23 protein-coding genes are annotated in these 21,826 nt (G+C 66.9%); 13 read left to right on the top strand and 10 right to left on the bottom strand.

From position 1 onward, the window contains the following. Positions 1-41 precede the first annotated feature (41 nt). Positions 42-509 (top strand): MarR family winged helix-turn-helix transcriptional regulator, encoded by a 468-nt coding sequence (locus AVE30378_RS03115; RefSeq protein ID WP_129239314.1) that lies wholly within the window; start codon positions 42-44, stop codon positions 507-509. A 45-nt stretch (positions 510-554) separates the two neighbouring features. Here the strand turns inward: AVE30378_RS03115 and AVE30378_RS03110 are convergent, their stop codons facing one another. Together AVE30378_RS03110 and fmdA are read right to left on the bottom strand one after the other, a co-directional pair. After that, entirely contained in the window at positions 555-887 is a 333-nt protein-coding gene (locus tag AVE30378_RS03110) for a zinc ribbon domain-containing protein (RefSeq protein ID WP_129239313.1), read from the bottom strand. An 11-nt stretch (positions 888-898) separates the two neighbouring features. Beyond that, complete coding sequence (fmdA, locus tag AVE30378_RS03105; RefSeq protein ID WP_129239312.1) at positions 899-2,128, bottom strand: formamidase; 1,230 nt, start codon at positions 2,126-2,128, stop codon at positions 899-901. A 310-nt stretch (positions 2,129-2,438) separates the two neighbouring features. Between fmdA and AVE30378_RS03100 the strand changes: the two genes are divergently transcribed. After that, on the top strand, positions 2,439-2,807 hold the full coding sequence (locus AVE30378_RS03100) for a hypothetical protein (RefSeq protein WP_129239311.1): 369 nt from the start codon (positions 2,439-2,441) through the stop codon (positions 2,805-2,807). A gap of 26 nt (positions 2,808-2,833) precedes the next feature. Here AVE30378_RS03100 and AVE30378_RS03095 read toward each other — a convergent pair whose 3' ends face one another. Further along, positions 2,834-3,709, bottom strand: coding sequence for a cupin domain-containing protein (locus AVE30378_RS03095; protein ID WP_129239310.1), 876 nt, complete (start codon positions 3,707-3,709; stop codon positions 2,834-2,836). Positions 3,710-3,859: 150 nt separating this feature from the next. On the opposite strand from AVE30378_RS03095, the gene AVE30378_RS03090 reads away from it, so the two are divergent. After that, positions 3,860-4,345 (top strand): MarR family winged helix-turn-helix transcriptional regulator, encoded by a 486-nt coding sequence (locus tag AVE30378_RS03090; protein WP_129239309.1) that lies wholly within the window; start codon positions 3,860-3,862, stop codon positions 4,343-4,345. A gap of 3 nt (positions 4,346-4,348) precedes the next feature. On the opposite strand, the gene AVE30378_RS03085 is transcribed toward AVE30378_RS03090, so the two are convergent. Then, on the bottom strand, positions 4,349-5,140 hold the full coding sequence (locus AVE30378_RS03085; RefSeq protein ID WP_129239308.1) for an SDR family NAD(P)-dependent oxidoreductase: 792 nt from the start codon (positions 5,138-5,140) through the stop codon (positions 4,349-4,351). A gap of 141 nt (positions 5,141-5,281) precedes the next feature. On the opposite strand from AVE30378_RS03085, the gene AVE30378_RS03080 reads away from it, so the two are divergent. After that, positions 5,282-6,592: an MFS transporter gene (locus AVE30378_RS03080; RefSeq protein ID WP_129239307.1), complete on the top strand. Its 1,311-nt coding sequence runs from the start codon at positions 5,282-5,284 to the stop codon at positions 6,590-6,592. Next, positions 6,589-7,362 carry an SDR family NAD(P)-dependent oxidoreductase gene (locus AVE30378_RS03075; RefSeq protein WP_129239306.1) on the top strand — a complete coding sequence of 258 codons (774 nt, stop codon included), beginning with the start codon at positions 6,589-6,591 and terminating at the stop codon, positions 7,360-7,362. Before AVE30378_RS03080 ends, AVE30378_RS03075 begins: the two co-directional genes overlap by 4 nt. Positions 7,363-7,404: 42 nt before the next feature. Here the strand turns inward: AVE30378_RS03075 and AVE30378_RS03070 are convergent, their stop codons facing one another. Continuing rightward, complete coding sequence (locus tag AVE30378_RS03070) at positions 7,405-8,889, bottom strand: aminotransferase class V-fold PLP-dependent enzyme (RefSeq protein WP_129239305.1); 1,485 nt, start codon at positions 8,887-8,889, stop codon at positions 7,405-7,407. 109 nt (positions 8,890-8,998) lie between these two features. Here AVE30378_RS03070 and AVE30378_RS03065 point away from each other — a divergent pair, with 109 nt between their 5' ends. Continuing rightward, on the top strand, positions 8,999-9,472 hold the full coding sequence (locus AVE30378_RS03065) for an Lrp/AsnC family transcriptional regulator (protein ID WP_129239304.1): 474 nt from the start codon (positions 8,999-9,001) through the stop codon (positions 9,470-9,472). Here AVE30378_RS03065 and AVE30378_RS03060 read toward each other — a convergent pair. Continuing rightward, positions 9,429-10,121, bottom strand: coding sequence for a class I SAM-dependent methyltransferase (locus tag AVE30378_RS03060; RefSeq protein ID WP_208742337.1), 693 nt, complete (start codon positions 10,119-10,121; stop codon positions 9,429-9,431). The genes AVE30378_RS03065 and AVE30378_RS03060 overlap by 44 nt on opposite strands. Before the next feature lie 273 nt (positions 10,122-10,394). Here AVE30378_RS03060 and AVE30378_RS03055 point away from each other — a divergent pair, with 273 nt between their 5' ends. The 7 genes from AVE30378_RS03055 to AVE30378_RS03025 all read left to right on the top strand — a co-directional run bounded on the left by AVE30378_RS03055 (position 10,395) and on the right by AVE30378_RS03025 (position 19,118). Beyond that, positions 10,395-10,907 carry a winged helix DNA-binding protein gene (locus AVE30378_RS03055; protein ID WP_129239303.1) on the top strand — a complete coding sequence of 171 codons (513 nt, stop codon included), beginning with the start codon at positions 10,395-10,397 and terminating at the stop codon, positions 10,905-10,907. Positions 10,908-10,916: 9 nt separating this feature from the next. Further along, positions 10,917-12,770: an ABC transporter ATP-binding protein gene (locus AVE30378_RS03050; RefSeq protein ID WP_129239302.1), complete on the top strand. Its 1,854-nt coding sequence runs from the start codon at positions 10,917-10,919 to the stop codon at positions 12,768-12,770. Positions 12,771-12,821: 51 nt separating this feature from the next. Then, positions 12,822-14,354, top strand: coding sequence for an ABC transporter substrate-binding protein (locus tag AVE30378_RS03045; protein ID WP_129239301.1), 1,533 nt, complete (start codon positions 12,822-12,824; stop codon positions 14,352-14,354). A gap of 168 nt (positions 14,355-14,522) precedes the next feature. After that, the gene (locus AVE30378_RS03040; protein WP_062685044.1) at positions 14,523-15,446 is read left to right on the top strand and encodes an ABC transporter permease; all 924 of its coding nucleotides are present in this window, start codon (positions 14,523-14,525) and stop codon (positions 15,444-15,446) included. 5 nt (positions 15,447-15,451) lie between these two features. After that, on the top strand, positions 15,452-16,321 hold the full coding sequence (locus AVE30378_RS03035) for an ABC transporter permease (RefSeq protein WP_129239300.1): 870 nt from the start codon (positions 15,452-15,454) through the stop codon (positions 16,319-16,321). A 558-nt stretch (positions 16,322-16,879) separates the two neighbouring features. Further along, a complete protein-coding gene (locus AVE30378_RS03030; protein WP_129239299.1) occupies positions 16,880-18,622 on the top strand; it encodes a M14 family metallopeptidase in 1,743 nt (580 codons plus the stop codon). 58 nt (positions 18,623-18,680) lie between these two features. Then, the gene (locus AVE30378_RS03025; RefSeq protein WP_129239298.1) at positions 18,681-19,118 is read left to right on the top strand and encodes an acetyltransferase; all 438 of its coding nucleotides are present in this window, start codon (positions 18,681-18,683) and stop codon (positions 19,116-19,118) included. Positions 19,119-19,120: 2 nt separating this feature from the next. Here AVE30378_RS03025 and AVE30378_RS03020 read toward each other — a convergent pair whose 3' ends face one another. From AVE30378_RS03020 to AVE30378_RS03005, 4 genes are all read right to left on the bottom strand, one after another. Further along, complete coding sequence (locus tag AVE30378_RS03020) at positions 19,121-19,306, bottom strand: oxidoreductase-like domain-containing protein (RefSeq protein WP_129239297.1); 186 nt, start codon at positions 19,304-19,306, stop codon at positions 19,121-19,123. Continuing rightward, entirely contained in the window at positions 19,303-19,848 is a 546-nt protein-coding gene (locus AVE30378_RS03015; protein ID WP_129239296.1) for a GNAT family N-acetyltransferase, read from the bottom strand. The genes AVE30378_RS03020 and AVE30378_RS03015 overlap by 4 nt, the downstream gene beginning before the upstream one ends. A gap of 87 nt (positions 19,849-19,935) precedes the next feature. Then, positions 19,936-20,538 (bottom strand): class I SAM-dependent methyltransferase, encoded by a 603-nt coding sequence (locus tag AVE30378_RS03010; RefSeq protein WP_129239295.1) that lies wholly within the window; start codon positions 20,536-20,538, stop codon positions 19,936-19,938. Beyond that, a partial coding sequence (locus AVE30378_RS03005) for a lytic murein transglycosylase (RefSeq protein ID WP_165360064.1) occupies positions 20,535-21,826 on the bottom strand: 1,292 nt, incomplete at its 5' end. The genes AVE30378_RS03010 and AVE30378_RS03005, both read right to left, overlap by 4 nt.

The raw sequence follows: 21,826 nt of genomic DNA, 5'->3' as shown, positions 1-21,826 counted from the left end.
GCCCTATGGAAAACCCTAGAAAAAATACTGAAATAGCACGAATGGAGCTTGCCAACCGGCTGTTTTTCAGGTTGTATCAATGCGCAAACATGCTGCATAAAACCGGAAGCCGCGCGGTGGAGCACCTGGGCTTGACGACGCAGCAGTGGGCCGTGCTGGGCGCGCTGTCGCGGCCCGAGGCGCAGGCGGGAATCAGCGTGGGCGACCTGGCCCGCTACCTGATGGTCAGCCGGCAGAGCCTGTCGGGCCTGCTCGGCCGGATGGAGCGCGACGGCCACATCGCGAGCGCGCCGGACGGGCGGGACCGCCGCTCGCGCCTGGTCACCATGACCGAGTCCGGCCGCAAGGTATGGACCCACGACGCGCTGCCGCGCATCCACGAATACTACGAAGGCGCGCTGGACGAGTTCTCGATGGGAGACCTCAGCCACACGCTGCACTACCTGCTGAAGCTGCTGGAGAACATGCAGCGCCTGGACGACGCCGCGCCGCGCGGCGAGGAAGAATAGGCTTGCGGCGCGCCGGAATACAGCGCGCCGCAAGCGGGCGGCCGATCAGTGGCTGATCATCCAGGGCCTCGCGCCCGCGAACGATTTCGCCCCGTCCGGCGCCGCGCGCGTCCTGCCCGCCTTTGCGCCGCCGGAACAACACCCGCAATTCATGCCGTGGCCCGACCGCGAGCTGCGCGGCTCGTGCGCGCTGCGTTCATTGGCCGCGTGCGCCCTGTTCACCGCGGACGACAGCGCCGAAATCGCGGGCGCCCCGCCCACGATGCGCTCTGATGGCTCTCCGCATTGCGGGCAGGCGGCCGGATCGCGCCACCGCGCCAGGGGCACCAGCGCCGCGAATTCTCCGCAGCGCCCGCAGGCATAGTCATACATGGGCATCGTGGCCTCCCCTAGCGGTCGCGCGACAGCGGCATGTCCACGCCGCCCTGGATGTGCTTGACGGGCCCGGACGCCGACGGCTGGATGTCGAAATCGAAGATCTCCGTGGGCAGCCACAGCGTGGCGCACGAGTTGGGGATATCGACCACGCCGCTGATGTGCCCCTGCACCGGCGCGCAGCCCAGCAAGGAATAGGCCTGGGCGCCGGAATAGCCGAACTTCTTCAGGTATTCGATGGCGTTCAGGCAGGCCTGGCGGTACGCGACGTTCACGTCCAGGTAGTGCTGCTTGCCCGACTCGTCCACCGAGATTCCCTCGAAGATCAGGAAGTCCTTGTAGGCGGGCGCGATCGGGCTGGGCTTGAAGATCGGGTTCTTGATCGCGTACTTCTCCATGCCGCCCTTGATCAGCGACACGCGCATGTGCACCCAGCCCGCCATCTCGATGGCGCCGCAGAACGTGATCTCGCCGTCGCCCTGCGAGAAATGCAGGTCGCCGACCGACAGGCCGCCGCCCTTCACGTAGACCGGGAAAAAGACGCGGGCGCCGCGCGAAAGATCCTTGATGTCGCAGTTGCCGCCGTGTTCGCGCGGCGGCACCGTGCGCGCGCCCTCGGCCGCCGCGCGGTCGCGGTCCGCGCCTTGCAGCCCGCCCATGTGGGCGGTCTTGGGCGCGGGCGGATTGGCCAGCGGCGGCACGCGGTTCGGGTTGGTCTCGATCAGCGCCTGCTCGCGCCGGTTCCAGGTATCCAGCAGCTTCTTGTCGGGCAGGCAGCCGATCAGCCCCGGGTGGATCAGGCCGGCGAAACTCACGCCGGGAATATGCCGCGACGACGTGAACATGCCATGGAAATCCCAGATGGATTTCTGCGCATGCGGAAAATGCTCGGTCAGGAATCCGCCGCCGTTGTTGCGGCTGAAAAAGCCGTTGAACCCCCACATGCTTTCGGGCTTGGCGCCGATGTCCAGCAGGTCCACCACCAGCAGGTCCCCGGGCTCGGCGCCTTCCACGCCCACCGGACCGGACAGGAAATGCACCGTGGTCAGGTCCACGTCGCGGACATCGTCGGCGCTGTCGTCGTTCTTGATCGCGCCGCCGGTCCAATCGTAGGTTTCCAGGACGAAGTCATCCCCCGGCTTCACCCACACGGCCATCGGAATGTCCGGATGCCAGCGGTTGTGGATCTGCGCGTTGTCGTAGGGGGATTGGGCCAGATCGACCCGGATGAGGGTATCAGTCATTCTCTTTCATCTCCAGCGTAATGTGTTGATAAAACAGAAGTTTCCATCCCCGACCATCTAATACGATTGCGCCGGTCAGCGCCCGTGGGTCGTTGATATGTAAAGCACAGTAGGTGAGTTTTGGACCGCCGTAAACTGGGTTTTCGAACAGTAGCTCCGTTCAAAAACAGAACGGTGCTCACTCTGTTCCCGCACACATGCGATGGCGCTCCCATGCCGGGACGCGGGCCCGTCAGACATCCGTGCCCAGTCCGGTTTTCGCAGCCGTTATGATGCAGGCCACTCTTGTTGCGACACCAAGGTCCCACGCATGCCCGCCCTTCCCCGCCGTCTTCTCGCCGTTCTGTTGATCTCCGCCAGCGCCAGCGCGGCCGCGGCCGAAACGGCCGGCGGCTGCGTCGCCGAGGTCGAGGCCGAACGGGCAAGCATCGCGCGCGCGCAAGACGTGCAGCGCACGCGCGAATTGTCGAACGACCTGCAACTGGACCGCGCGCTGTGCCAGGGCCGGCTGGACCTGCTGGACGCCCGGTTCGCGCTGGCCGACCGGTTCGAGGCGTGCCGCCGCGATGGCGTGGCGTTTCCGGAAAAAGCGGCCCGCGCCATGACGGAGGCGTCCGACGAACTGACGGACCTGAAGGCCGCGTGGATCCGGACCTGCGGCCCGCACATGAAGGATTGAGCGGGGCGCCGCGCCGGCTGGCCGTGTCAGCGCCGCTTCATTTCCTTCGGCGCCCGGTTGCCGAACCGCAGCGGATCGCCATGCGCCGAGGTGAACCCGTACAGCTCGGGACTGGCGGGCCCCTCTTCCCACATCGACGGGCCGTCCGCCCAGATCAACAGGCTGGCGCCGTAACGCGACGAGAACGTGAGCTGCGTGCCCGGCTCCATCACGACGAAGTCCCCGGCCCTGGCACGTGAAACCGCGTCCTTCGCCGTAAGCGTCAGGTCGCCGCCCAGCACATACATATCGACCAGCGCCGTCAAACGGTGCGCGGGCACCGTGGTGCCCGGCAACAGCATAAGCTGGGTCACCCGGCGCATGTGAGGCGTATGGGCATAGTCGTACACCAGGCGCCGCGTCAGCCCCGCCACGCGGGTTCCGGTTACGGTGACCGAGGCCAGCGCGATGTTCAGGTCCGGCAGATGCTCTGGAAACTGATTGTCGAATTCAGCATGGCGATTGCCCGCGTGCAGCGAATGCTGGATATCGGGACCGTAGGCCACCGGCCCTTCCATGCGGCCTACCGACAGGGTGGGCTGGTAGGCGATGGCGTCGTGCGTGGACCCCGTGAAATTGATCCCGAGTTCGCCCGCCGCGGTGGTGCCCTGGTAGTCGGTCAAGCCCCCCGCCAGGAAGTAGCTGAACGCCGGCCCCAGATGCTGATGCACGCCGGTCCGCGTCAAGGTGTCGAAAGACATGAAACCGAACGAATGGCCCGTGCGGTCGTCTCTGCGCACGATCTTCTGCGCCAGCCCGGTCTTGCCCACGCCTTGCCAGGGCCGGTCCGAAACATCGAATACATACACGCCCGGTTCGCGCTGGCCGCGTGCCGGCGCTTTTGCCACAGGGGATGTGTCCACGGCAGTCTCCTCGTCTTGTCTAAAAACCTATATATTATCAATTGATAATATATAGGCACAGTCTTTTCCGCTACAGTGGCACGGGCGCCTCCCCCTCCCGTTTGGCGCTCGCATAGAATCTCCGCTTGCAAACGTGTCCGCAACGCCTCCATGCACTTCAAAGAACTCGCCGCCTATCGGGTACGCCGCATCGCCGAATCCATTCTGGGAATGGCGGAGGAACTGTTCGCGCGGCATCTGGGCATACGCGCCCTGGAATGGCGCGTGCTGGTGAAGCTGGCGGAGACGCCCGGCAGCATTTCAACCGAGATCGGCCGCGACATGCTGCTGACGCCCGTGCAGACCGGACGCTGCCTGCAAAGACTGCGCGAAGCGAATATGGTCGTGGCCATGCCCGATCCGGAAGACGGCCGCGCCACACGCTATACCCTGACCCATCCGGGCCGCCGCGCGCACGAAGCCGGCACCCGCATTGTCCTGGAAGTCCAGCGCTACGCGCTGCGCGATTTCAGCGCGGTCGAGACCGTGGCGCTGAACAACCTGCTGGAACGGCTGATGGCCAGTTCCAGCTACGGCGAGGACGACGTCGAACGCCTGTCCGCGGCCCTGTTCGCGGGCAAGCGCGATCAAGCCTAGGGTCTAGCCCCGGGCCTGCCGGTAGTCTTCGTAAGAGCTGCCGGTCACCAAAGACAATCCGCCATCCACGTCCAGCGTGGTTCCGGTGATCATGCGCGCCGCGGAGCTGCCCAGGAACAGGATGGCCTCCGCCACGTCCGCGGGGCTCATCCAGTCGCCTAGCGGCACCATGGCGGCGACCTTCCTGCGTTCTTCCAGCGGAATGTGCCGCTCTGTCATGGCGGTCAGCACGGGCCCCGGGCACACGGCATTGACGCGGATGCCCTCCCCGGCCAGTTCGAACGCGGCATGGCGGGTCAGGCCCAGCACGCCGGCCTTGGCAGCGGTGTAGCTGACGCCGCCGGTGTACGACACCCGCTTGGCGGCCAGCGAGGCCACGTTTACGACCGCGCGGCCCTCGCCGGCCTTCAGCAAGGGCAGCATCTGCTGCAACATCAGGAAAATGCCCGACAGGTTGACTCCCAGCACGCGGTGCCATTCCTCGGCGGAGGTCGTCTCGAAGAGACCGCGCGACACGATGCCGGCGCTGTTGACCAGCAGATCGACGCCCGCCACATCAGCCAGTCCCTCGGCGACGGCTGCGCGTATGGAGGCTTCCTGCGCGATGTCGACCGGCACCGGCGTCATCGCCCAGCCCCGCCCCTGGAATTCCGCTTGCAGGGAATCCAGCGCCTCCCGGTCCCGGTCCAGCGCCAGCACGCGCGCGCCGCGCGCCGCGGCTGCCTCGGCAGTGGCCCGCCCGATACCGCTGCCCGCGCCGGTGATGGCCACGGTCTTTCCGAAGAAGTAATCCATAAACGCTCCTTGGTCCTTGGGCTCGGTGGCCTAGGGATAGTCCTAGGGCACACAACCCACCTTCTGGGCCGCATGCCGATATATATTATCGTTTGATAATAACTCTACGCCGACAGGATCGCGTAGTCAATGGAGACACTCATGAGCAGCGCGCTGCAAACGCCCATACCGGCCCCCGTCGATCGAAGCACCGACTCCAAGATATTCTGGCGCCTGATACCCATCATCCTGGTCAGCCTGGTCGTGAATCAACTCGACAAGGTCAACGTGGCTTTCGCGAAACTGGAGATGGCGCCCGACATAGGATTGAGCAACGCCGCTTACGGGCTGGGAGCGGGCATTTTCTTCATCGGCTATTGCCTGTTCGAAGTGCCCAGCAACATGCTGCTCCACCGCCTGGGCGCCAGGATGTGGATCACCCGCATCATGGTGACCTGGGGCATCCTGTCGGCCTGCACGATGTTCGTGACCGGGCCCATGTCCTTCTACGCCGTGCGCTTCCTGCTCGGCGTGGCGGAGGCCGGCTTCGCGCCCGGCATCATGCTGTACGTCAGCCAGTGGTTCCCCGCCCGCACGCGCGGCCGGGTCATCGCGACGTTCATGACCGCGCTGCCCATATCGGGCGTAATCGGCAGCCCGCTGTCCGCCTGGCTGATGACCGCGGCGCCGGACTTCCTGCCGATCAAGGGCTGGCAGTGGATGTTCCTGTGCGAGGGCCTGCCCGCCGTGTTCCTCGGCTTCCTGTTCTGGACGATGGTGCCGGACAAGATCGACGACGCGCGCTGGCTCAGCGCCCAGGAAAAAATGGCGTTGAAGGCGGAAGTCGGCGACACCGATTCGCACCGCGAGGGCAGTTTTGCGCGCGGCCTGTCGGATGGACGCGTCTGGATGCTGTGCCTGATCTACTTCCTGTTCGTCGCGGCGCTGTACGGGGTCAGCTTCTGGCTGCCGACCTTGATCAAGACGCTGGGATTCTCGGACATACGCCAAATCGGATTCATGACCGCGCTGCCGTACGCGGCGGCCGTCGTCACCATGCTGGCGCTGGCCTGGAATTCGGACCGCACCGGCGAGCGGCGCCTGCACCTGGCGGCCGCGGGCGTCCTGGGCGGGGCCAGCCTGGTGCTGAGCGTGGTCTGGCATGCGCAGCCCTGGTGGTCGTTCGGCGCGCTGATCGTGGCGATGGCGGGGATCGTCACCACCATTCCGCTGTTCTGGAACCTGCCGACCGCCTTCTTGAAAGGCGCGACGGCGGCCACCGGTTTCGCCCTGATCACCTCGATCGGCAATCTATCGGGGTTTGCCGCGCCGTACATGATGGGCGCCGTCAGCGACGCCACCGGCGCCACCTCCATGGGCATGTACGTGCTGGCATGCGCGGCTTTCGCGGGCGTCGCGCTTACGCTGCGGGTGCCCGCCCGCCTGGTCGAACGCGCCGGAGACCGCCGATGAGCCCCACACCCGCTCTCTCTGCCCGCGTCGCGCTGGTCACGGGCGGCGCGCAAGGAATAGGCCGGGCGATTGCGTCCCGGCTGGCGGCGGACGGCATGACCGTGCTGATCGCGGACCGGGACGCATCGGGGTCGGAAGCGCTTGCGGCGTCCTTGGTCCTACAGGGCTTCCGGGCGCACGCGCTGCCGATGGATGTCGGAGATCCGGCGTCCATCGCCGCGGCGTTCAACGACATCGAGCGCCATCATGGGCGCTGCGACGTGCTGGTCAATAACGCCGGCATAGCCGGCGCCTCGCCATTCCTGGACTATCCGCTGGAACTGTGGTCGCAGGTATTGGCCGTGAACCTGACGGGACCGCTGTTGTGCGGGCAGCGCGCCGCGGCATTGATGGCCCGCGCGGGCTGGGGCCGCATCGTCAATATCGCGTCGATCAGCGGCGTGCGCGCCAGCCCCGGCCGCACCGCCTACGGCGCCTCCAAGGCGGCGCTGATGGCGCTGACCCGGCAGATGGCCGTGGAACTTGCGCCCCTGGGCATCACCGCGAACTGCGTGGCGCCCGGCCCCATCGAAACGCCGCTGACGCGCGACCACCACACGCCGCAAACCCGCCAGTCGTATTACCGCAACGTGCCGCAGCGCCGCTACGGCGAACCCGAAGAAATCGCCAGCGCCGTCGCCTTTCTTGCAAGCGATGGCGCGGCCTACGTCAACGGCCATACCCTGGCTGTGGACGGAGGCTTCCTGGCGGCGGGATTCCTGGAGGTCTGAGCCTGGCGGGACGGCCAGTGCAACCGGCCCCTCGCGGGCCGGTCAGGCGGCCCGCTGCTCGGCGCCTTGCGGATAGAAGATGGCGCGGCTGGGATCGAAGCCGTAGCGAGGCTCGAATTCGGTGGCGTCCGCGGCCAGCGCCAGCACCGAGTCCAGGATGAAATCGGCCTTGGCGTCCGGCAGCAGCACGCTGAAGTTCAGCCTGACGAAGCCGGGCTTTTCGATTTCGCGGCCGTCGAGGATGGCCTGGCGCATCTGGCTCGATTCGGCCTCGCCGATCCCAAGCAGGCGATGCACATAGGGGCCGGCGCAGGCGCAGCCGCCGCGGGCCTGGATGCCGTAGCGGTCGCTCAGCATGCGGGTCACCAGTTGCTGGTGCACGAAGCCGCCCTTGCCGTTGCGCACCCGGAAGGAAAAGATCGGCAAGCGATCCGCCGTGAGCGAGCCCAGCAGTTCGAGCCGGGGCGCGTCTTTCCAGCGGGCCAGCGCGCGCCGCACGAACTGGGCGTTGCGTTCCCGCATGAAATCCGCGCCCAGCGCCTCTTTCACGAGCAGCGCCAGGGCCGCGCGGATATCCCCGACCACATTGGGCGTGCCGGCTTCCTCGCGCGATTCCAGGCTGCCGCTGTAGTCATGGCCGGCAGGCGACACGAACTTGACGGTGCCGCCGCCGGGCCAGGTGGGTTTCGTATCGAGCACCGCGTCGCGGCGCACGATCAGCACGCCCGACGCGCCCGGGCCGCCGATGAATTTGTGCGGCGAGAAGACGATGGCGTCGATGCGGGCATCGGCCGCGGGCGACATGCGGACGGGCAGGTAAGGCGCGCCGCCGGCATAGTCCCACAGCATTTTCGCGCCGGACGCCTTGACCCGCCGCGTAATGCCCGCCACGTCCGCGACGATGCCGGTCACGTTGGAGGCGGCGGACAGCGCGCAGATGACCAGCGCGCCGCCGGCGCCCGACAGCGCCGAATCCAGTTGGGCCAGGTCGGGCCCGCCTTCCGGGCTTTCCGCCAGTTCGATGAGTTCGGCGCCGCACTCGCGCCAGGGCAGGATGTTCGAATGGTGTTCGTAGGGGCCGAGGATGACCCGGACTTTCCTGCCGGCCGCCAGCGCCGCCGGCACGCCGAACAGGTGCACCAGGCGGTTGATGCCCGCGGTGGCGCCCGAACCGGCGAAGATCACGGCATGTTCGTCCCCGGCGCCGCAGCAGCGGGCAATCGCCGCGCGCGCATCGCGGCGCAGGCGCGTGATGTAGCCGCCGCAATAGGACGCCTCGGTATGCGAGTTGGCGTAATACGGAAGCACCTGCTCGAGGACGAAACGCTCCACCTGCATGAGGGCCCGGCCCGACGCGACGTAATCGGCGTAGACGAGCGGCTTGGCGCCGTAGGGGCCGTCGACGAACGCGTCCTTGCCGATCAGCCCGTCGGCCAGCGCCGCGGCGATATCGTCCGTTTTCAGGCTGGCTTCGAATTGCTGCAATGGCCGGGCGTGGGCGGGGCTGGCTGGGAGGGGGGCATTCATGGAGGGCGACATTCCGGTTCGTTTCGAAATATCATACGATGGATGCAATGATGAAACATCACCTAAATTTTGCCTAAAATCCTCAGAAACGGGTCGTTTGATCTAATAAATGGAAAAAATAGATAATCTTGATCTAAGCATCATTTCCTGCCTGCTGAAAGACGGTTCGCTGTCGCAGCGCGAACTGGCGGACCGCGTCGGCCTGTCGCAGAACGCCTGCTGGCGCAGGCTGCAGCGCTTGAATGCCTGCGGGATCATTCGCGGCACGCGGGCCGAGGTCAACCTGGTCGAGCTGGGGCTGGACCTGACGGTGTTCGTGATGATCCGCACGAGCCACCATGCGAAAGACTGGGCCGACGGCTTCCGCCGCCACGTCGAGCGCCTGCCCGAGGTGACGGAGTTCTACCGCATCGGCGGGGATTGGGATTATTTGATCAAAGTGGCCTGCCGGGGCATGGCCGGGTACGACCGCTTCTACCAGAAACTGATCACGGATTTCGAGCTGTCCACCGTGACCGGATTCTTCAGTATGGAGGCCATCATCGAAAACCGGCCGCCGGACCTGCGGCAACTGGAAGCCTAGCGTCTGCAGGCGGCGCGGCATCGGATGGGACTGCCGGCCGGCGCTTCGTCAGGAACAGGTACACGTGCTGGAAGGAATCGTCCACGCGATGCAGGGCGCCAGCCACTTCCGCGATGGGCGGCGTGAATTCGTCGAACAAGCCGAGCGCCATGGGCAGCACCGCGTACGGCACCCGATCGGACCGGTCGTTGTAGCCCAGCACCAGCAGGCCGCCCGGCTTGAGCACCGCCTCGCAATTCTCCAGCAGGTGCCTGCACCCCTGGGCCTCGTCGATCCCGAAACCCAGCAGCCCGTTCGCCACCACCACATCGAACGCATTGCCGCCGTAATGCCCGGCCATGCTCGTGGCGCTGCCCGTCCAATGCCTGCCCGGCTGGCCGTACACCGCCTTGCGCGCCTCGATATCCAGCGAATGGAACTCCGTCTTCAAGAGCCGGGGATAATGCCAATTGTGCTTATCGACGCCCACGAACAGCGTCTTGATCGTGCCGGGGGCCTCTCCGGCCATCCGGTTGATGTAGCCAAAAACCGATTGCTCGAGAAACTGGCGGTTCGCGGCGCGCAGCCTGAAATCGATGTTCAGCTTTTCGGCCGCCCGAGGCGACATCCTGAACAGCGCCCGCTTCAGCAAATAGCACAGCTTGCGCATCCCCTTTCCTTTTCCAGGCCATCGCCGAGACTCGATTTGGGGAAGATAGACAGGCGCGGAAACCGGAGATATAGGATCAGGCTGATTTTGGAATGCGGGCGGCCACTCGATCATGAAAGGCGGCTGATTGCGGCCGCCAGGGTTGTATTTCCGCGCGCCGGAATGCGTGCGCGCAGAACGTCAGACCGGGTTATCCCGAATGCCCTCATTTCGACAAATCGTCAATAATTCGCCGACGTTTTACCGTCAATCCGTCCCTCTTCCGTATTGCCCATGTCTGTCTCCGTCCGGGACGCCATCGTTTCCTCCTCCCATCTCGCTTCCTCCGCGCCGGAGCTTTCCGAAGTCGAATTCGGCCTGATCATCGCGTCGCACGCGTTCAATCGCTGGATGGTGCGCTGCATGGCCTGCGCCGGGCTGCCCGACCTGACTTCGCTGGACATCCTGGTGCTGAACCACGTGTTCCACCGGGGCCGCGGCAAGAAACTGGCGGACATCTGCTTCACGCTCAATGTCGAAGACACCCACCTGGTGAACTATTCGCTGAAGAAGCTGGAGCGCCTGGGCGTGGTCCAAAGCGCCAAGACCGGCAAGGAAGTGTTCTATTCGGCGACCGACGCCGGCGCGGCCGCGATCCAGCGCTACGCCGAAGTGCGCGAGCAGTGCCTGGTCAAGCCGTTCATCGACTCCCCCGCGGCGGACGAAGCCAGCCGCCAACTGGCCCATACCCTGCGCGCCCTCTCGGGCCTGTACGACCAGGCCGCCCGCGCGGCCACCTCGCTGTGAGAACCCACGTTGTCTAGCAATACCGCATCCTCTTCCGCCCCGCTGCTGTCCGTGCGCGGCGTGTCGGTCGACTTCAATACCGAGAACGGCGTGTTCCGCGCCGTCGAGAACCTGGACTTCGACGTGCGCCCGGGCAGGACGCTGGCCATCGTCGGAGAATCGGGCTCGGGCAAGTCGGTGACGTCCATGGCCATCATGCGCCTCACGGACTACACCAACGGCCGCATCGCCACGGGCCGGATCCTGTTCCGCGACAGCGCCGACCGCGAAGTGGACCTGACCGCCGCGTCCGACGAGACGATGCGCGCCATCCGCGGCAACGACATCGCCATGATCTTCCAGGAGCCGATGACGTCGCTGAACCCGGTGTTCACCATCGGCGACCAGATCGTCGAGGCCATCATGCTGCACCAGCAGCTATCGCGTTCGGCGGCGCGCGAGTCGGCCCGCAAGCTGCTCGAAAAGGTCCGGCTGCCGGATGCCGCGCAATTGCTGGACCGCTACCCGCACCAGTTGTCGGGCGGCATGCGCCAGCGCGTGATGATCGCCATGGCGCTGTCGTGCCAGCCGCGGCTGCTGATCGCCGACGAGCCGACCACCGCGCTGGACGTCACCATCCAGGCGCAGATCCTGAACACCATCCGCGAATTGCAGCGCGACCTGGGCACGGCCGTCATCTTCATCACCCACGATATGGGCGTGGTGGCGGAAATGGCCGACGACGTGGTGGTGATGCTGCGCGGCAAGAAGGTCGAGCAAGGCACGGTGGACGACATCTTCAACGCGCCCAGGCACCCGTACACCCGCGCCCTGCTGGCGGCGGTGCCGCGCCTGGGCAGCCTGACCGGCCGCGACCTGCCGCTGCGCACGCCGCAAACGGTGCTGGACGGCGACGCGCTGCGCGAAGTGGGCGAAACCCGCGAACAGGACACCGCGCGCTACGACGAGCCCGTGCTGCGGGTGGACAGGCTGACCACCCGTTTCGACGTGGGCCACAATTTCTTCGGCCGCGTCACGCACCGCGTGCATGCGGTGGAGCAGGTGAGCTTCGACGTCTATCCCGGCGAAACGCTGGCGCTGGTGGGCGAATCCGGCAGCGGCAAGTCCACCATCGGCAAGACCCTGCAACAACTGGTGGCGCCGACCTCGGGCGCCGTCCGCTACAACGGCCAGGACATTTTCTCGATGGACAGCGCCGGCCGCCAGCGCCTGCGCCAGGAGATCCAGTACATCTTCCAGGATCCGTACGCGTCGCTGGATCCGCGCAAGACGGTGGCTTTCAGCATCGCCGAGCCGATACGCACGCACGGCCTGCTGAACGGCGATGACGCCATCGCCCGCCGCGTGGGCGAGCTGCTGGAGCAGGTGGGGCTGAAACCCGAACACGCCAGGCGCTATCCGCACGAATTCTCGGGCGGCCAGCGCCAGCGCGTGTGCATCGCGCGCGCCCTGGCCAGCAACCCCAAGCTGATCATCGCGGACGAGTCCGTATCGGCGCTGGACGTGTCCATCCAGGCGCAGATCCTGAACCTGCTGATGGACCTGCAGAAAGACCGCGGGCTGTCGTACCTGTTCATCACGCACGACATGGCGGTGGTGGAGAAGGTGAGCCACCGCGTCGCGGTGCTGTACCTGGGCCAGATCGTCGAACTGGGCACCCGCCGCCAGATCTTCGAATCGCCGCAGCACGCCTATACGCGCAAACTACTGGCCGCCGTGCCGGTGGCCGAACCCGGCCGCCACATCGACACCTCGCTGATCGAGGGCGAGATCCCCAGCCCGGTGCGCCGCGTCGGCGACGAGCCCGCCATCGTTCCCTTGATTGAATACGCGCCCGGCCACCAGGTGGCCCGCGCGGCTTGACCTCCCATTTTCCACGTCGGCCCGCCCGATTTCCCGTCCCTGGAGTTGAACATGCTCTCCCTACGCAAAACCTTCACCGCCACCGCCCTGGCCTTGGCGCTGGGCGGCGCGCTGCCCGCGGTCCTCTCGACCGCCCATGCCGCCGGCACGCTCAATGTCGCGATCAACCAGGATCCGGGCAGTTGGGATCCGATCGACACCTTCGTGACGTTCTGGGGCTCGGTCGGCAGCAACCTGTACGACGGCCTGACGATGCGCGGCGCCGACCTGAAGCTGCAACCCGGCCTGGCCACCGCCTGGGAGTACCTGGACGACAACAAGCGCCTGCGCTTCAAGCTGCGCGAAGGCGTCAAGTTCCACAATGGCGAACCCTTCAACGCCGAAGCCGTGAAGTTCACCTTCGAACGCCTGCTGGGCGCGGAAGGCACCAAGGGCCCGCAGAAGGCCAACTACGACTCGATCGGCGAGGTCAAGGTCGTGGACGAATACACGGTCGACTTCATCCTGAAGCAGCCGGATCCCGTCCTCCTGACGAAGCTGGCCGGCTACGGCGCCATGATCGTGCCGCCCAAGTACATCAAGGAAAAGGGCGAGGACAACTTCAACACCAACCCGGTCGGCACCGGTCCGTTCAAGTTCGAAAGCTACCAGCCCAAGGTCAACGTCACGCTCGCGCGCAATGACGATTACTGGGGCGGCAAGCCCAAGCTGGACAAGGTGGTCTACCGCTTCATCGGCGAACCGGGCACACAGGTCGCCGAGCTGCAGGCCGGCCGCGTCGACATCGCCACGCTGATCCCGCTGGGCCTGATCGACACCGTGAAGAAGTCCGGCAACGCCGACGTGATTTCGACGGGCGGGCCGGTGGCCTACGCGCTGCGCTACAACACCAAGAACGGCATCACCCAGAACCGCGACGTGCGCCGCGCGCTGATCATGGCCGTGGACCGCGACGCCATCGTCAAGCAACTGCTGCTGGGCCAGGCCAAGACCATCGCCAGCTTCCAGGGCCCGCAATCGTTCGGCTACAACGCCGAGCAAAAGCCCCTGCCCTTCAACCCCGCCGAAGCCAAGAAGCTGCTGGCCGCGGCCGGCGTGAAGCCGGGCGCCACGGTGCAGATCGACGTGCGCGGCAGCGACTCGAACTTCCGCGAAGTGGCCCAAGCCGTCTCGGGCTACCTGCAAGGCGTGGGCGTGCGCGCCACCATCAAGCCGTACGAAACCGGCGTGCTGCTCAACGACATCATCCCCGGCGGCAAGACCGGCGAAATGTGGCAGAACCAGTGGGGCGGCTGGACCTACGATTACGACAACACGGCGTACCTGATGTACCACTCGGGCCAGAAATGGAACCCGTACGACAACGACGCCAAGCTCAACGGCATGCTGGAAGCGCAGCGCACCGTCTATGACGTGAAGAAGCGCGAAGCCATGCTGCAGGAGATCGCCACCTACGTCGCCGACCAGGCGCTGGAACTGCCGCTGTACAGCCTGAACACGATCGTGGGCGTGAACAAGCGCGTGAAGAACCTGGAAGTCCCGGGGGATATCCGCTTCCGTTTCCTTGAAGCTAGTGTTGAGTAATCCCCCCCCGAAGCGCTTGCGCGCTTCCCCCCCAGGGGGGCATGCCTACGGACCGGCGGAGCCGGATCCGTGGCATCCCGCTGGAACGGCGCCCGTTGCCGCATTTACGATGCCCGTTGACGCTTTAACGTTACCGACCTTCCCCGGCGAAAGCCGGGGTGGCGATTTATGACCGGATTTCTCATCAAACGCGTGTTGCAGGCCGTCTTCGTGATCGTGGCCGTGACGCTGCTGGTTTCCTATGCCGTGCGCCTGACCGGCGACCCCGCGCTGATGCTCAGCCAGGGGTCGGGCAGCGTCACCGAGCAAGACCTGGCCAACATCCGCCAGGCGCTGGGCCTGAACCGCCCCTTCCACGAACAATACCTGTCCTACATGCAAGGCCTGCTGCACGGCGATTTCGGCCGCAGCTTCATGGGCGGGACCTCGGTGGCCAAGCTCATCGGCGACGCCCTGCCGGCCACGCTGATGCTGGCGTTCACGTCGCTGATCGCGTCCATCCTGATTTCGCTGCCGCTGGGCATCCAGGCCGCCATCAAGCGCGGCAAGCCGACGGACCAGGCCATCCGCATCCTGTCGCTGGTGGGGCTGTCCTTCCCCAATTTCTGGCTGGCGCTGATGCTGGTGCTGCTGCTGTCGATCACCTTCCCGCTCCTGCCGCCGTCCGGCTGGAGCGGCCCCGCCAGCCTGGTGCTGCCTTCGCTGACGATGGCCATCATCCTCAGCGCCACGAACATCCGCCTGGTGCGCACCACGATGCTGGAGACGCTGTCCGCGCAGTACATCATGGTGGCGCGCAGCAAGGGCCTGAAAGAACGCGTGGTGCTGTACAAGCACGCGCTGCGCAACTGCGCCATTCCGCTCATCACCTACCTGGGCCTGCAGTTCGGCGGCCTGATCGGCGGCATCGTCGTCATCGAAATGGTGTTCAACTGGCCCGGCCTGGGCACCCTGGCGTTCGACGCGATCTCCGGCCGCGACTATCCGGTGCTGCAAGGCACGGTCACCGTGCTGGCCGCCGTCATCGTCCTGGTCAATCTGATCGTCGACATCGCCTACGGCATCGTCGATCCCCGTATCCGCACGCGGTAAGCCTTATGCAGACTACCTCCTCCACCGCCGCCGCTCCCCAGGCCGCCAAGCCGCGCAGCCGCTACCGCTCGCTGGAATTCGTGCTGGGCGCGCTGTTGACCGGCATCATGATCGCGCTGGTGCTGGCCTCCGGCTGGCTGTTTCCGGACGGCGGCGAGGCCATGGACCTGGCCGCCCGTCTCACCGCGCCCTTCGCCACCGCCGCGCACCCGTTCGGCACCGACCCGCTGGGCCGCGACGTGCTCGCGCGTGTCATCGTCGGCGGCAAGATCTCGCTGCTGGTGGGCTTCGCGTCCGTCATCGGCGGCGCGCTGCTGGGCATCGTCATGGGCCTCATCGCCGGCTACTACCGCGGCTTCTGGGACATGATCGTGATGCGCTTCGCCGACGTGCAGTTGGCGCTGCCGTTCATCCTGGTGGCGATCACCTTCATCGCCATCCTGGGCGGCGGCCTGTTCAACGTCATCTTCTTCATGATCGTGTCGCAATGGGTGCAGTACGCGCGCCTGGTGCGGGCGCAGGTGCTGGCGCTGCGCGAACGCGAATTCGTGCTGGCCGCCCGCGCCTTCGGCGTGCGCGACCTCGCCATGATCCGCCACCACATCGTGCCCAACCTGCTGGGCCCGCTGGTCATCCTGATGACACTGAACGTGGCCAACAATATCCTGCTGGAAAGCAGCCTGACCTTCCTTGGCCTGGGCGTGGACCCCATGATCCCCAGTTGGGGCGGTATGCTTGCCGACGGACGCACTTATATGCAGACGGCCTGGTGGGTCAGCGTGTTCCCGGGCCTGGCCATCATGCTGACGGTGCTGGGCCTGAACCTGCTGGGCGACTGGCTGCGCGACCGCCTGGACCCTACCGGAAAATTGTGAGACCCCACGCTGCGCTCGCTTGCTGCCCCCCGAGGAGGCTGCCCCGCCTTGAGGCGGCTCGGCGGCGGGGCGGCTATTCCCGCGCAGGGCGTGCGCTTCGCGCCAGAGCGGCCCAGGTGTCTGACACCCTGGGGAGACGGCGGCCCGCATGCACGAGCGCGGCAAGGGTGTCAGACACCGATGCAGCATCAGAGTCACCTGGGTACGCCCAGGTGTCTGACACCCTGGGGAGACGGCGGCCCGCGTGCACGGGCGCAGCAAGGGTGTCAGACACCGATGCAGCATCAGAGTCACCTGGGTACACCCAGGTGTCTGACACCCTGGGGAGACGGCAGCCCGCATGCACGGGCGCAGCAAGGGTGTCAGACACCGATGCCGCATCAGAGTCACCTGGGTGCGCCCAGGTGTCTGACACCCTGGGGAGACGGCGGCCCGCATGCACGGGCGCGGCAAGGGTGTCAGACACCGATGCAGCAAGTGCCCACCGCCCCCCCTGGAACACGGACGCCACTGCGCAACGCCCCCGTTGCCCCGCCAGAATTTTAAGGATTGCTGAAGATGGTATTGCTGGATAGAACATTCGACCGCACGCTGGACGCCTGGACGCACGCCTACCTGGCGCCGGCCTGGCGCGGCGCGGTGGTGGAAGGCTGGCTGTTCGAAGGCGCCGAGGCCCGGCGCGCGGCGCAGGCCCGCCTGGCGCAGGCCGGCGTCACCGCCCGCTTTCGCAGCGCCTACAAACCGCTGCTGCATTACTTCCTGGAAGAGGTCGACCGCGAAGGACTGGCGTCGGTCGTCGTGCGCTACCCCCTGCACGAACACGCCCAGGCCAAGCGCTTCACGCTGGAGGCCTACCCGCTGGTCGCCCTGCTGGAAGGCGCGCGCGTCACGATGCAGCCCGGCGCCAGCGACCTGCACTACGACGTCAGCCTGACCTACGCCGACGGCCGCAAGATCGAAGAACGCGTCTATGCGCCGAACCAGCTCGGCCGTGCCCAGGACGGCACGCCCGAACTGTCGCCCACCGGCTGGCTGCGCGTGCGCGACGCCGAAGGCGTGCCGCAGATCGATGCCGCGCAGGCCACCGAGTTCCAGCAGGTCTTCCGCAGCATCGTGGACACCGTGCGCGGCCATGCCTGGGGCGCGCACGAGCCCTATTTCGACCGCCTGGAGATCCGCGTGGACCTGCCCGGCATCGACTTCGCGCTGCCCGTGGACGAAGAAATCGTCAGCACCTTCGAAGCGCTGCACGAGGACGTGTACTTCTCGCTGCTGGAGCATTTCCAGCAGCACTCCGGCCGGCCGTCGGGCGACCGCGGCCTGCAGCCCGGCCAGATCATTCCCGACATCCGCCGCCACGACGGCGCGGCGCGCGTGCTGATCTCCCTGGAACCGTTCGCCGCGCTCGCGCCCGTGGCGCCCGCGGCGCTCGCAACGCCGCTGGCGCAGGTGCGCGAACCGCTTTCGGCCGCGCAGATCGCCGGCTGCATGGCCGCCTTCGGCGGCGACACGTTCCAGGCCGTCTCGCGCCAGGGCCGCCCCGTGCTGGGCACCTACCTGCGCGGCCCCGGCCCCGCCGTCTTCATCTCGGGCGCGCAACACGCCAACGAAACCTCCGGCGTCGTCGGCGCCCTGCGCGCCGCGCAGGCGCTGGCCGGGCGCGGCGATGCCCACTTCGCCCTCATCGCCGCCGAGAACCCGGACGGCTACGCGCTGTTCAACCGGCTGCGCGAACACCATCCGCGCCACATGCTGCACGCGTCGCGCTACAGCGCGCTGGGCGACGACATCGCCTACCGCGAACGCGCCCCTTTCTTCGAACGCGAAGGCCGGCACCAGGCGCACGCCATCAGCGGCGCGCAACTGCACATCAACCTGCACGGCTACCCCGCCCACGAATGGACGCGCCCGCTGTCGGGCTACCTGCCGCGGCACTTCGAACTGTGGACGATCCCCAAGGGCTTCTTCCTGGTGCTGCGCCATCATCCGGGCTGGGGCGAACGCGCCCGCCGCCTGATCGAAGGCGTCACGGCGCGGCTGGCCCGCAACGTGCCCGGACTGGTCGAGTTCAATGCCCGGCAGCTTGAACTATTCCACGCGCATGCGCTCGAAACGGGATTCGATGTGCTCAACGGCATCCCCGTGCAGGTTACGGAGAGCGATCGGGAAGAATTGCCGCTGGCGCTGATTTCGGAGTTTCCGGATGAAACCGTCTACGGGGACCGCTTCGTTTTCGCGCATACTGTGCAGATGGAAACCGTCCTGGCGGCGACGGACCTCCATCGCAATTCCGGAGCCTGACACCTTGGGAGATCGGCGCGGCCCGCAGCGGCACCCGCCCCTCAGCATCAATAAGAAAATGAATATCCGAGAACGCAATCACGGCGACGACCTCGCCCTGGTGGACATCTGGCTCCGTTCGGTGCGCGCCACGCACACGTTCCTGACGGAAAAAGAGATCCAGGCCATGTACCCGCAGGTGCTCAACACCTATCTGCCATCGGTGCGGGTGTGGGTCTGCGAGGACGATGCCGGCGAGGTCGCCGGATTCATGGGCCTGAACGGCAACAAGGTCGAAATGCTGTTCGTGGACGCCAACAAGCGCGGCAAGGGGGCCGGCCGCCGCCTGCTGAATTTCGCGCGCTCGCTGCACGGCACCCTGCTGGTGGACGTGAACGAACAGAATCCGCAAGCCCACGGCTTCTACAAGCACTACGGCTTCGAGGACGTCGGCCGCTCGGCGTACGACGATTCGGGCCGGCCGTTTCCCATCATCCACATGAAGCTGGCCGGCTGAAGCTAACCGCCGGATTTGCCTTCGTGCCTGGCCCGCCAGGCTTTCAGCGCTTCCCGGTAGTTGTCCAGGGCTTCGTTGTAGATGTCGTAGACGCAGGGGATGCAGCCGCTGTTGCAGCATTCTTCGGGCGCGGGCGGTTCGGGCGGAACGGGCTGCGGATCGTCGTCGGGAATAGGCTTGGTGCTCATGCCGAAATGTTAGCGCCGATCGCGCCGCGCCACTCGGCGCGGCGGATCTCGTAGCGGCGCTTCCTGGCGGCGCCCTCGCCCGCCGTGGCGACGCGGCGCATGCCGCACTTTTCCAGCACCCGGCAGGACGCGGCGTTCCCGTCCAGCGCCACCGCCGCGAGCGCGTCCACGGGCAATTGTCCGAACCCCAGCGCCAGCAGCGCCCGGGCGATTTCGGTGGCGTAGCCCTTGCCCCAGCAGCCGGGCACCAGGGCATAGGCCACCTCGACCGCATCGCCGGCGCGCTTCAAGCCGGCGCGTCCCGCCGGCACGCCGCTGTCCCGTTCGCTCAGCATGTACATGCCGAAGCCTTGCTGGGTCCAGTGCGCGAGGTTGCGCAGCAGGTAGAGCTGGCTTGCCGCCAGGTCCCGGGTGCCGCCCATGGTGGCCATGAGGCGCGCATCGGCATGCATGGCGCGGATGAACGGAAGATGCGTTTCGTCCATGCGCTGCGCGTGCAGGCGGACGGTGTCGAACGTGGCGGGAAACAGCGCTGCGGACATGGCGGAAAAAGGGGCTGCGATGCCTTCCATCATACCGGCCGCCCGCCGCCCGGCCCACGTCCGGATGGATGAGACGGCGCGGCGGCTTCAGCCGCGGCGCAGGCCCAGGAAGCTCCAGCGCACGTCGGCGCGGTCCAGCATGTCTTCGCGCTCGGCAAGGTGGTGCGACGACAGGCCGTGCCCCGCCGCCAGCGCGATCGTCTCCTGCGCGGACACCTCGAACATGCGGCGCCCCGGCGGCACCGGCCCGTCGCGCAGCGACATGAGGATCTGGCCGCGCGGCGCCAGCAGCGCCGCCAGCGCTTCCATGCCCTGGCGGCGTTCATCGGCGTCGAGGTGCATCCATACGGCCGTGAGCATGATCACGTCGAATACGCGGCCCTGTTCGCGCAAGACGGCCAGGCCGGGCAAGGCGTCGTCCACCCACTCAAGATTGGGCAGCGCATGGCGGCGCCGGCCTTCCTGGAACAGTTCGGGCGTGGGCTCGGCCGCCACCACCGCGTGGCCCATTCGCGCCAGCGCCGCCGCGTCGCGGCCGGAGCCCGCGCCAATATCCGCGATGCGCGCGGGCGCGGCGGGAATCAGGTGCGCCACGTCGCGGTGCACGTCCGCGAAGGCGATGCTCTCATATTGGTCGGCAAGGGCCGCCGCGTTTTCGCCGTAGCCCTGCGTGCCCGACACCGCCGTCACGATTGGCTGTCCGGACGGGCCCGGATCGCGTCGGGCGGCCAGGTGGCCTTGATCGCGTCGTAGATGCGCTTGCCGACCCGCCCGTCCTGCGGCAGGCTGCGCCTGGCCTGTTCCTCGCGCACGGCGTCGCGGGTCTTGGCGCCGGGGATGCCGTCGGCAACCCCCACGTCGTAGCCCAGGCCGTAGAGCATCTCCTGCAGTTCCTTGATCTGCGCGCGCGACAGGCCGGGATCGTCCGTGGGCCAGGCCGCGGCGAGCGCCGGGCCGCCTTGCAGGCGGTTCAGCAGCAGCGACACGGCCAGGCCGTAGCGGCGCGACTGGTTGTAATGCAGGATGGCGTCGAAATTCACCGTGGCCAGGAACACGGGCCCCTTGGCGCCGGTGGGCGCGAACAGATAAGCCTGCTGGTCGTTGCCCGACGGCAGCTTCAGCGCGGACCCGTCGCCCTGCTTCAGGCCCGCCTGGGCCCATTGGGCGATCGTGCGGCGGTCCTGCGACCCGACGTATTCGGCGTCGGGCTCGGGCGGGATGGCGGCCGCCACGTCCGCCGGCACGCGCACCTCCACCACCGCCGGCAGGCCGTGCGTCCATTGGGCGCGGCGCTTGCGCAAGTGGTTGGCGGTGGACGCCAGGGCGTCGGGCAACGAGTTGTACAGGTCGATCTTGCCGTCCCCGTCTCCGTCGGCGGCCAATTCATAGAACGAGGTCGGAATGAACTGCGTCATGCCGAAGGCGCCGCTCCAGGAACCGACGAAGCTGTCGGCCGGCACCGTGCCGTCGCGCAGCAGCCGCACGGACGCGTAGGCGTTCTTTTCCCACAGCGGCTTGTTCTCGGTGCAGGCACGCGTGAGCCAGGCGTTCAGCACGTCGGTCTTGCCCACCTGGCGGCCGTAGTTGGTTTCGATGCCGAAGATGGCGACCAGCGTGGCCGGATCCACCTGGTACTGCTGGCTGATGGCGGCCAGTTGCGGACCGTACTTGGACAGCACGGCGCTGCCGTCCTTCACGCGTTCGTCGTCCACCGTCTTGGCGATGTAGTCCCACCATGCTTCGCGCCCCTCGGGCTGGCCCTTGGCCGACGCCACCGTCGTGGGCAGCAGCTTGGCGCCGGCCGTGTACTTGTCCCAATCCGCCACGGTCAGCCCGTTGGCGGCCGCGCCCTTGCGCAGCTTGGCGATGCAGGCCTTGGTGTCCAGCTCGGTGGGGACGATGACCTGGGGCTCGGCGGCGGGAGAGGCCGCCGCGGCGGCGGGCGCCGGAGCGGGAACGGCGGCGGGCGCGGCCTGCG

The sequence above is a fragment of the Achromobacter veterisilvae genome, assembly GCF_900496975.1.
GTDB lineage: Bacteria > Pseudomonadota > Gammaproteobacteria > Burkholderiales > Burkholderiaceae_B > Achromobacter > Achromobacter veterisilvae.
The sequence above is the reverse complement of the archived record's forward strand: the minus strand, read 5'-3'. Positions and strand labels throughout refer to the sequence as shown.

What these genes read in the sequence shown, in the direction of transcription:
- AVE30378_RS03115 (WP_129239314.1), top strand. Translation starts at nt 42, where the DNA reads ATGGAGCTTGCCAACCGGCTGTTTTTCAGGTTGTATCAATGCGCAAAC.
- AVE30378_RS03110 (WP_129239313.1), bottom strand. Translation starts at nt 887, where the DNA reads ATGCCCATGTATGACTATGCCTGCGGGCGCTGCGGAGAATTCGCGGCG.
- fmdA (WP_129239312.1), bottom strand. Translation starts at nt 2,128, where the DNA reads ATGACTGATACCCTCATCCGGGTCGATCTGGCCCAATCCCCCTACGAC.
- AVE30378_RS03100 (WP_129239311.1), top strand. Translation starts at nt 2,439, where the DNA reads ATGCCCGCCCTTCCCCGCCGTCTTCTCGCCGTTCTGTTGATCTCCGCC.
- AVE30378_RS03090 (WP_129239309.1), top strand. Translation starts at nt 3,860, where the DNA reads ATGCACTTCAAAGAACTCGCCGCCTATCGGGTACGCCGCATCGCCGAA.
- AVE30378_RS03085 (WP_129239308.1), bottom strand. Translation starts at nt 5,140, where the DNA reads ATGGATTACTTCTTCGGAAAGACCGTGGCCATCACCGGCGCGGGCAGC.
- AVE30378_RS03080 (WP_129239307.1), top strand. Translation starts at nt 5,282, where the DNA reads ATGAGCAGCGCGCTGCAAACGCCCATACCGGCCCCCGTCGATCGAAGC.
- AVE30378_RS03075 (WP_129239306.1), top strand. Translation starts at nt 6,589, where the DNA reads ATGAGCCCCACACCCGCTCTCTCTGCCCGCGTCGCGCTGGTCACGGGC.
- AVE30378_RS03070 (WP_129239305.1), bottom strand. Translation starts at nt 8,889, where the DNA reads ATGAATGCCCCCCTCCCAGCCAGCCCCGCCCACGCCCGGCCATTGCAG.
- AVE30378_RS03065 (WP_129239304.1), top strand. Translation starts at nt 8,999, where the DNA reads ATGGAAAAAATAGATAATCTTGATCTAAGCATCATTTCCTGCCTGCTG.
- AVE30378_RS03060 (WP_208742337.1), bottom strand. Translation starts at nt 10,121, where the DNA reads ATGCGCAAGCTGTGCTATTTGCTGAAGCGGGCGCTGTTCAGGATGTCG.
- AVE30378_RS03055 (WP_129239303.1), top strand. Translation starts at nt 10,395, where the DNA reads ATGTCTGTCTCCGTCCGGGACGCCATCGTTTCCTCCTCCCATCTCGCT.
- AVE30378_RS03045 (WP_129239301.1), top strand. Translation starts at nt 12,822, where the DNA reads ATGCTCTCCCTACGCAAAACCTTCACCGCCACCGCCCTGGCCTTGGCG.
- AVE30378_RS03040 (WP_062685044.1), top strand. Translation starts at nt 14,523, where the DNA reads ATGACCGGATTTCTCATCAAACGCGTGTTGCAGGCCGTCTTCGTGATC.
- AVE30378_RS03035 (WP_129239300.1), top strand. Translation starts at nt 15,452, where the DNA reads ATGCAGACTACCTCCTCCACCGCCGCCGCTCCCCAGGCCGCCAAGCCG.
- AVE30378_RS03030 (WP_129239299.1), top strand. Translation starts at nt 16,880, where the DNA reads ATGGTATTGCTGGATAGAACATTCGACCGCACGCTGGACGCCTGGACG.
- AVE30378_RS03025 (WP_129239298.1), top strand. Translation starts at nt 18,681, where the DNA reads ATGAATATCCGAGAACGCAATCACGGCGACGACCTCGCCCTGGTGGAC.
- AVE30378_RS03020 (WP_129239297.1), bottom strand. Translation starts at nt 19,306, where the DNA reads ATGAGCACCAAGCCTATTCCCGACGACGATCCGCAGCCCGTTCCGCCC.
- AVE30378_RS03015 (WP_129239296.1), bottom strand. Translation starts at nt 19,848, where the DNA reads ATGTCCGCAGCGCTGTTTCCCGCCACGTTCGACACCGTCCGCCTGCAC.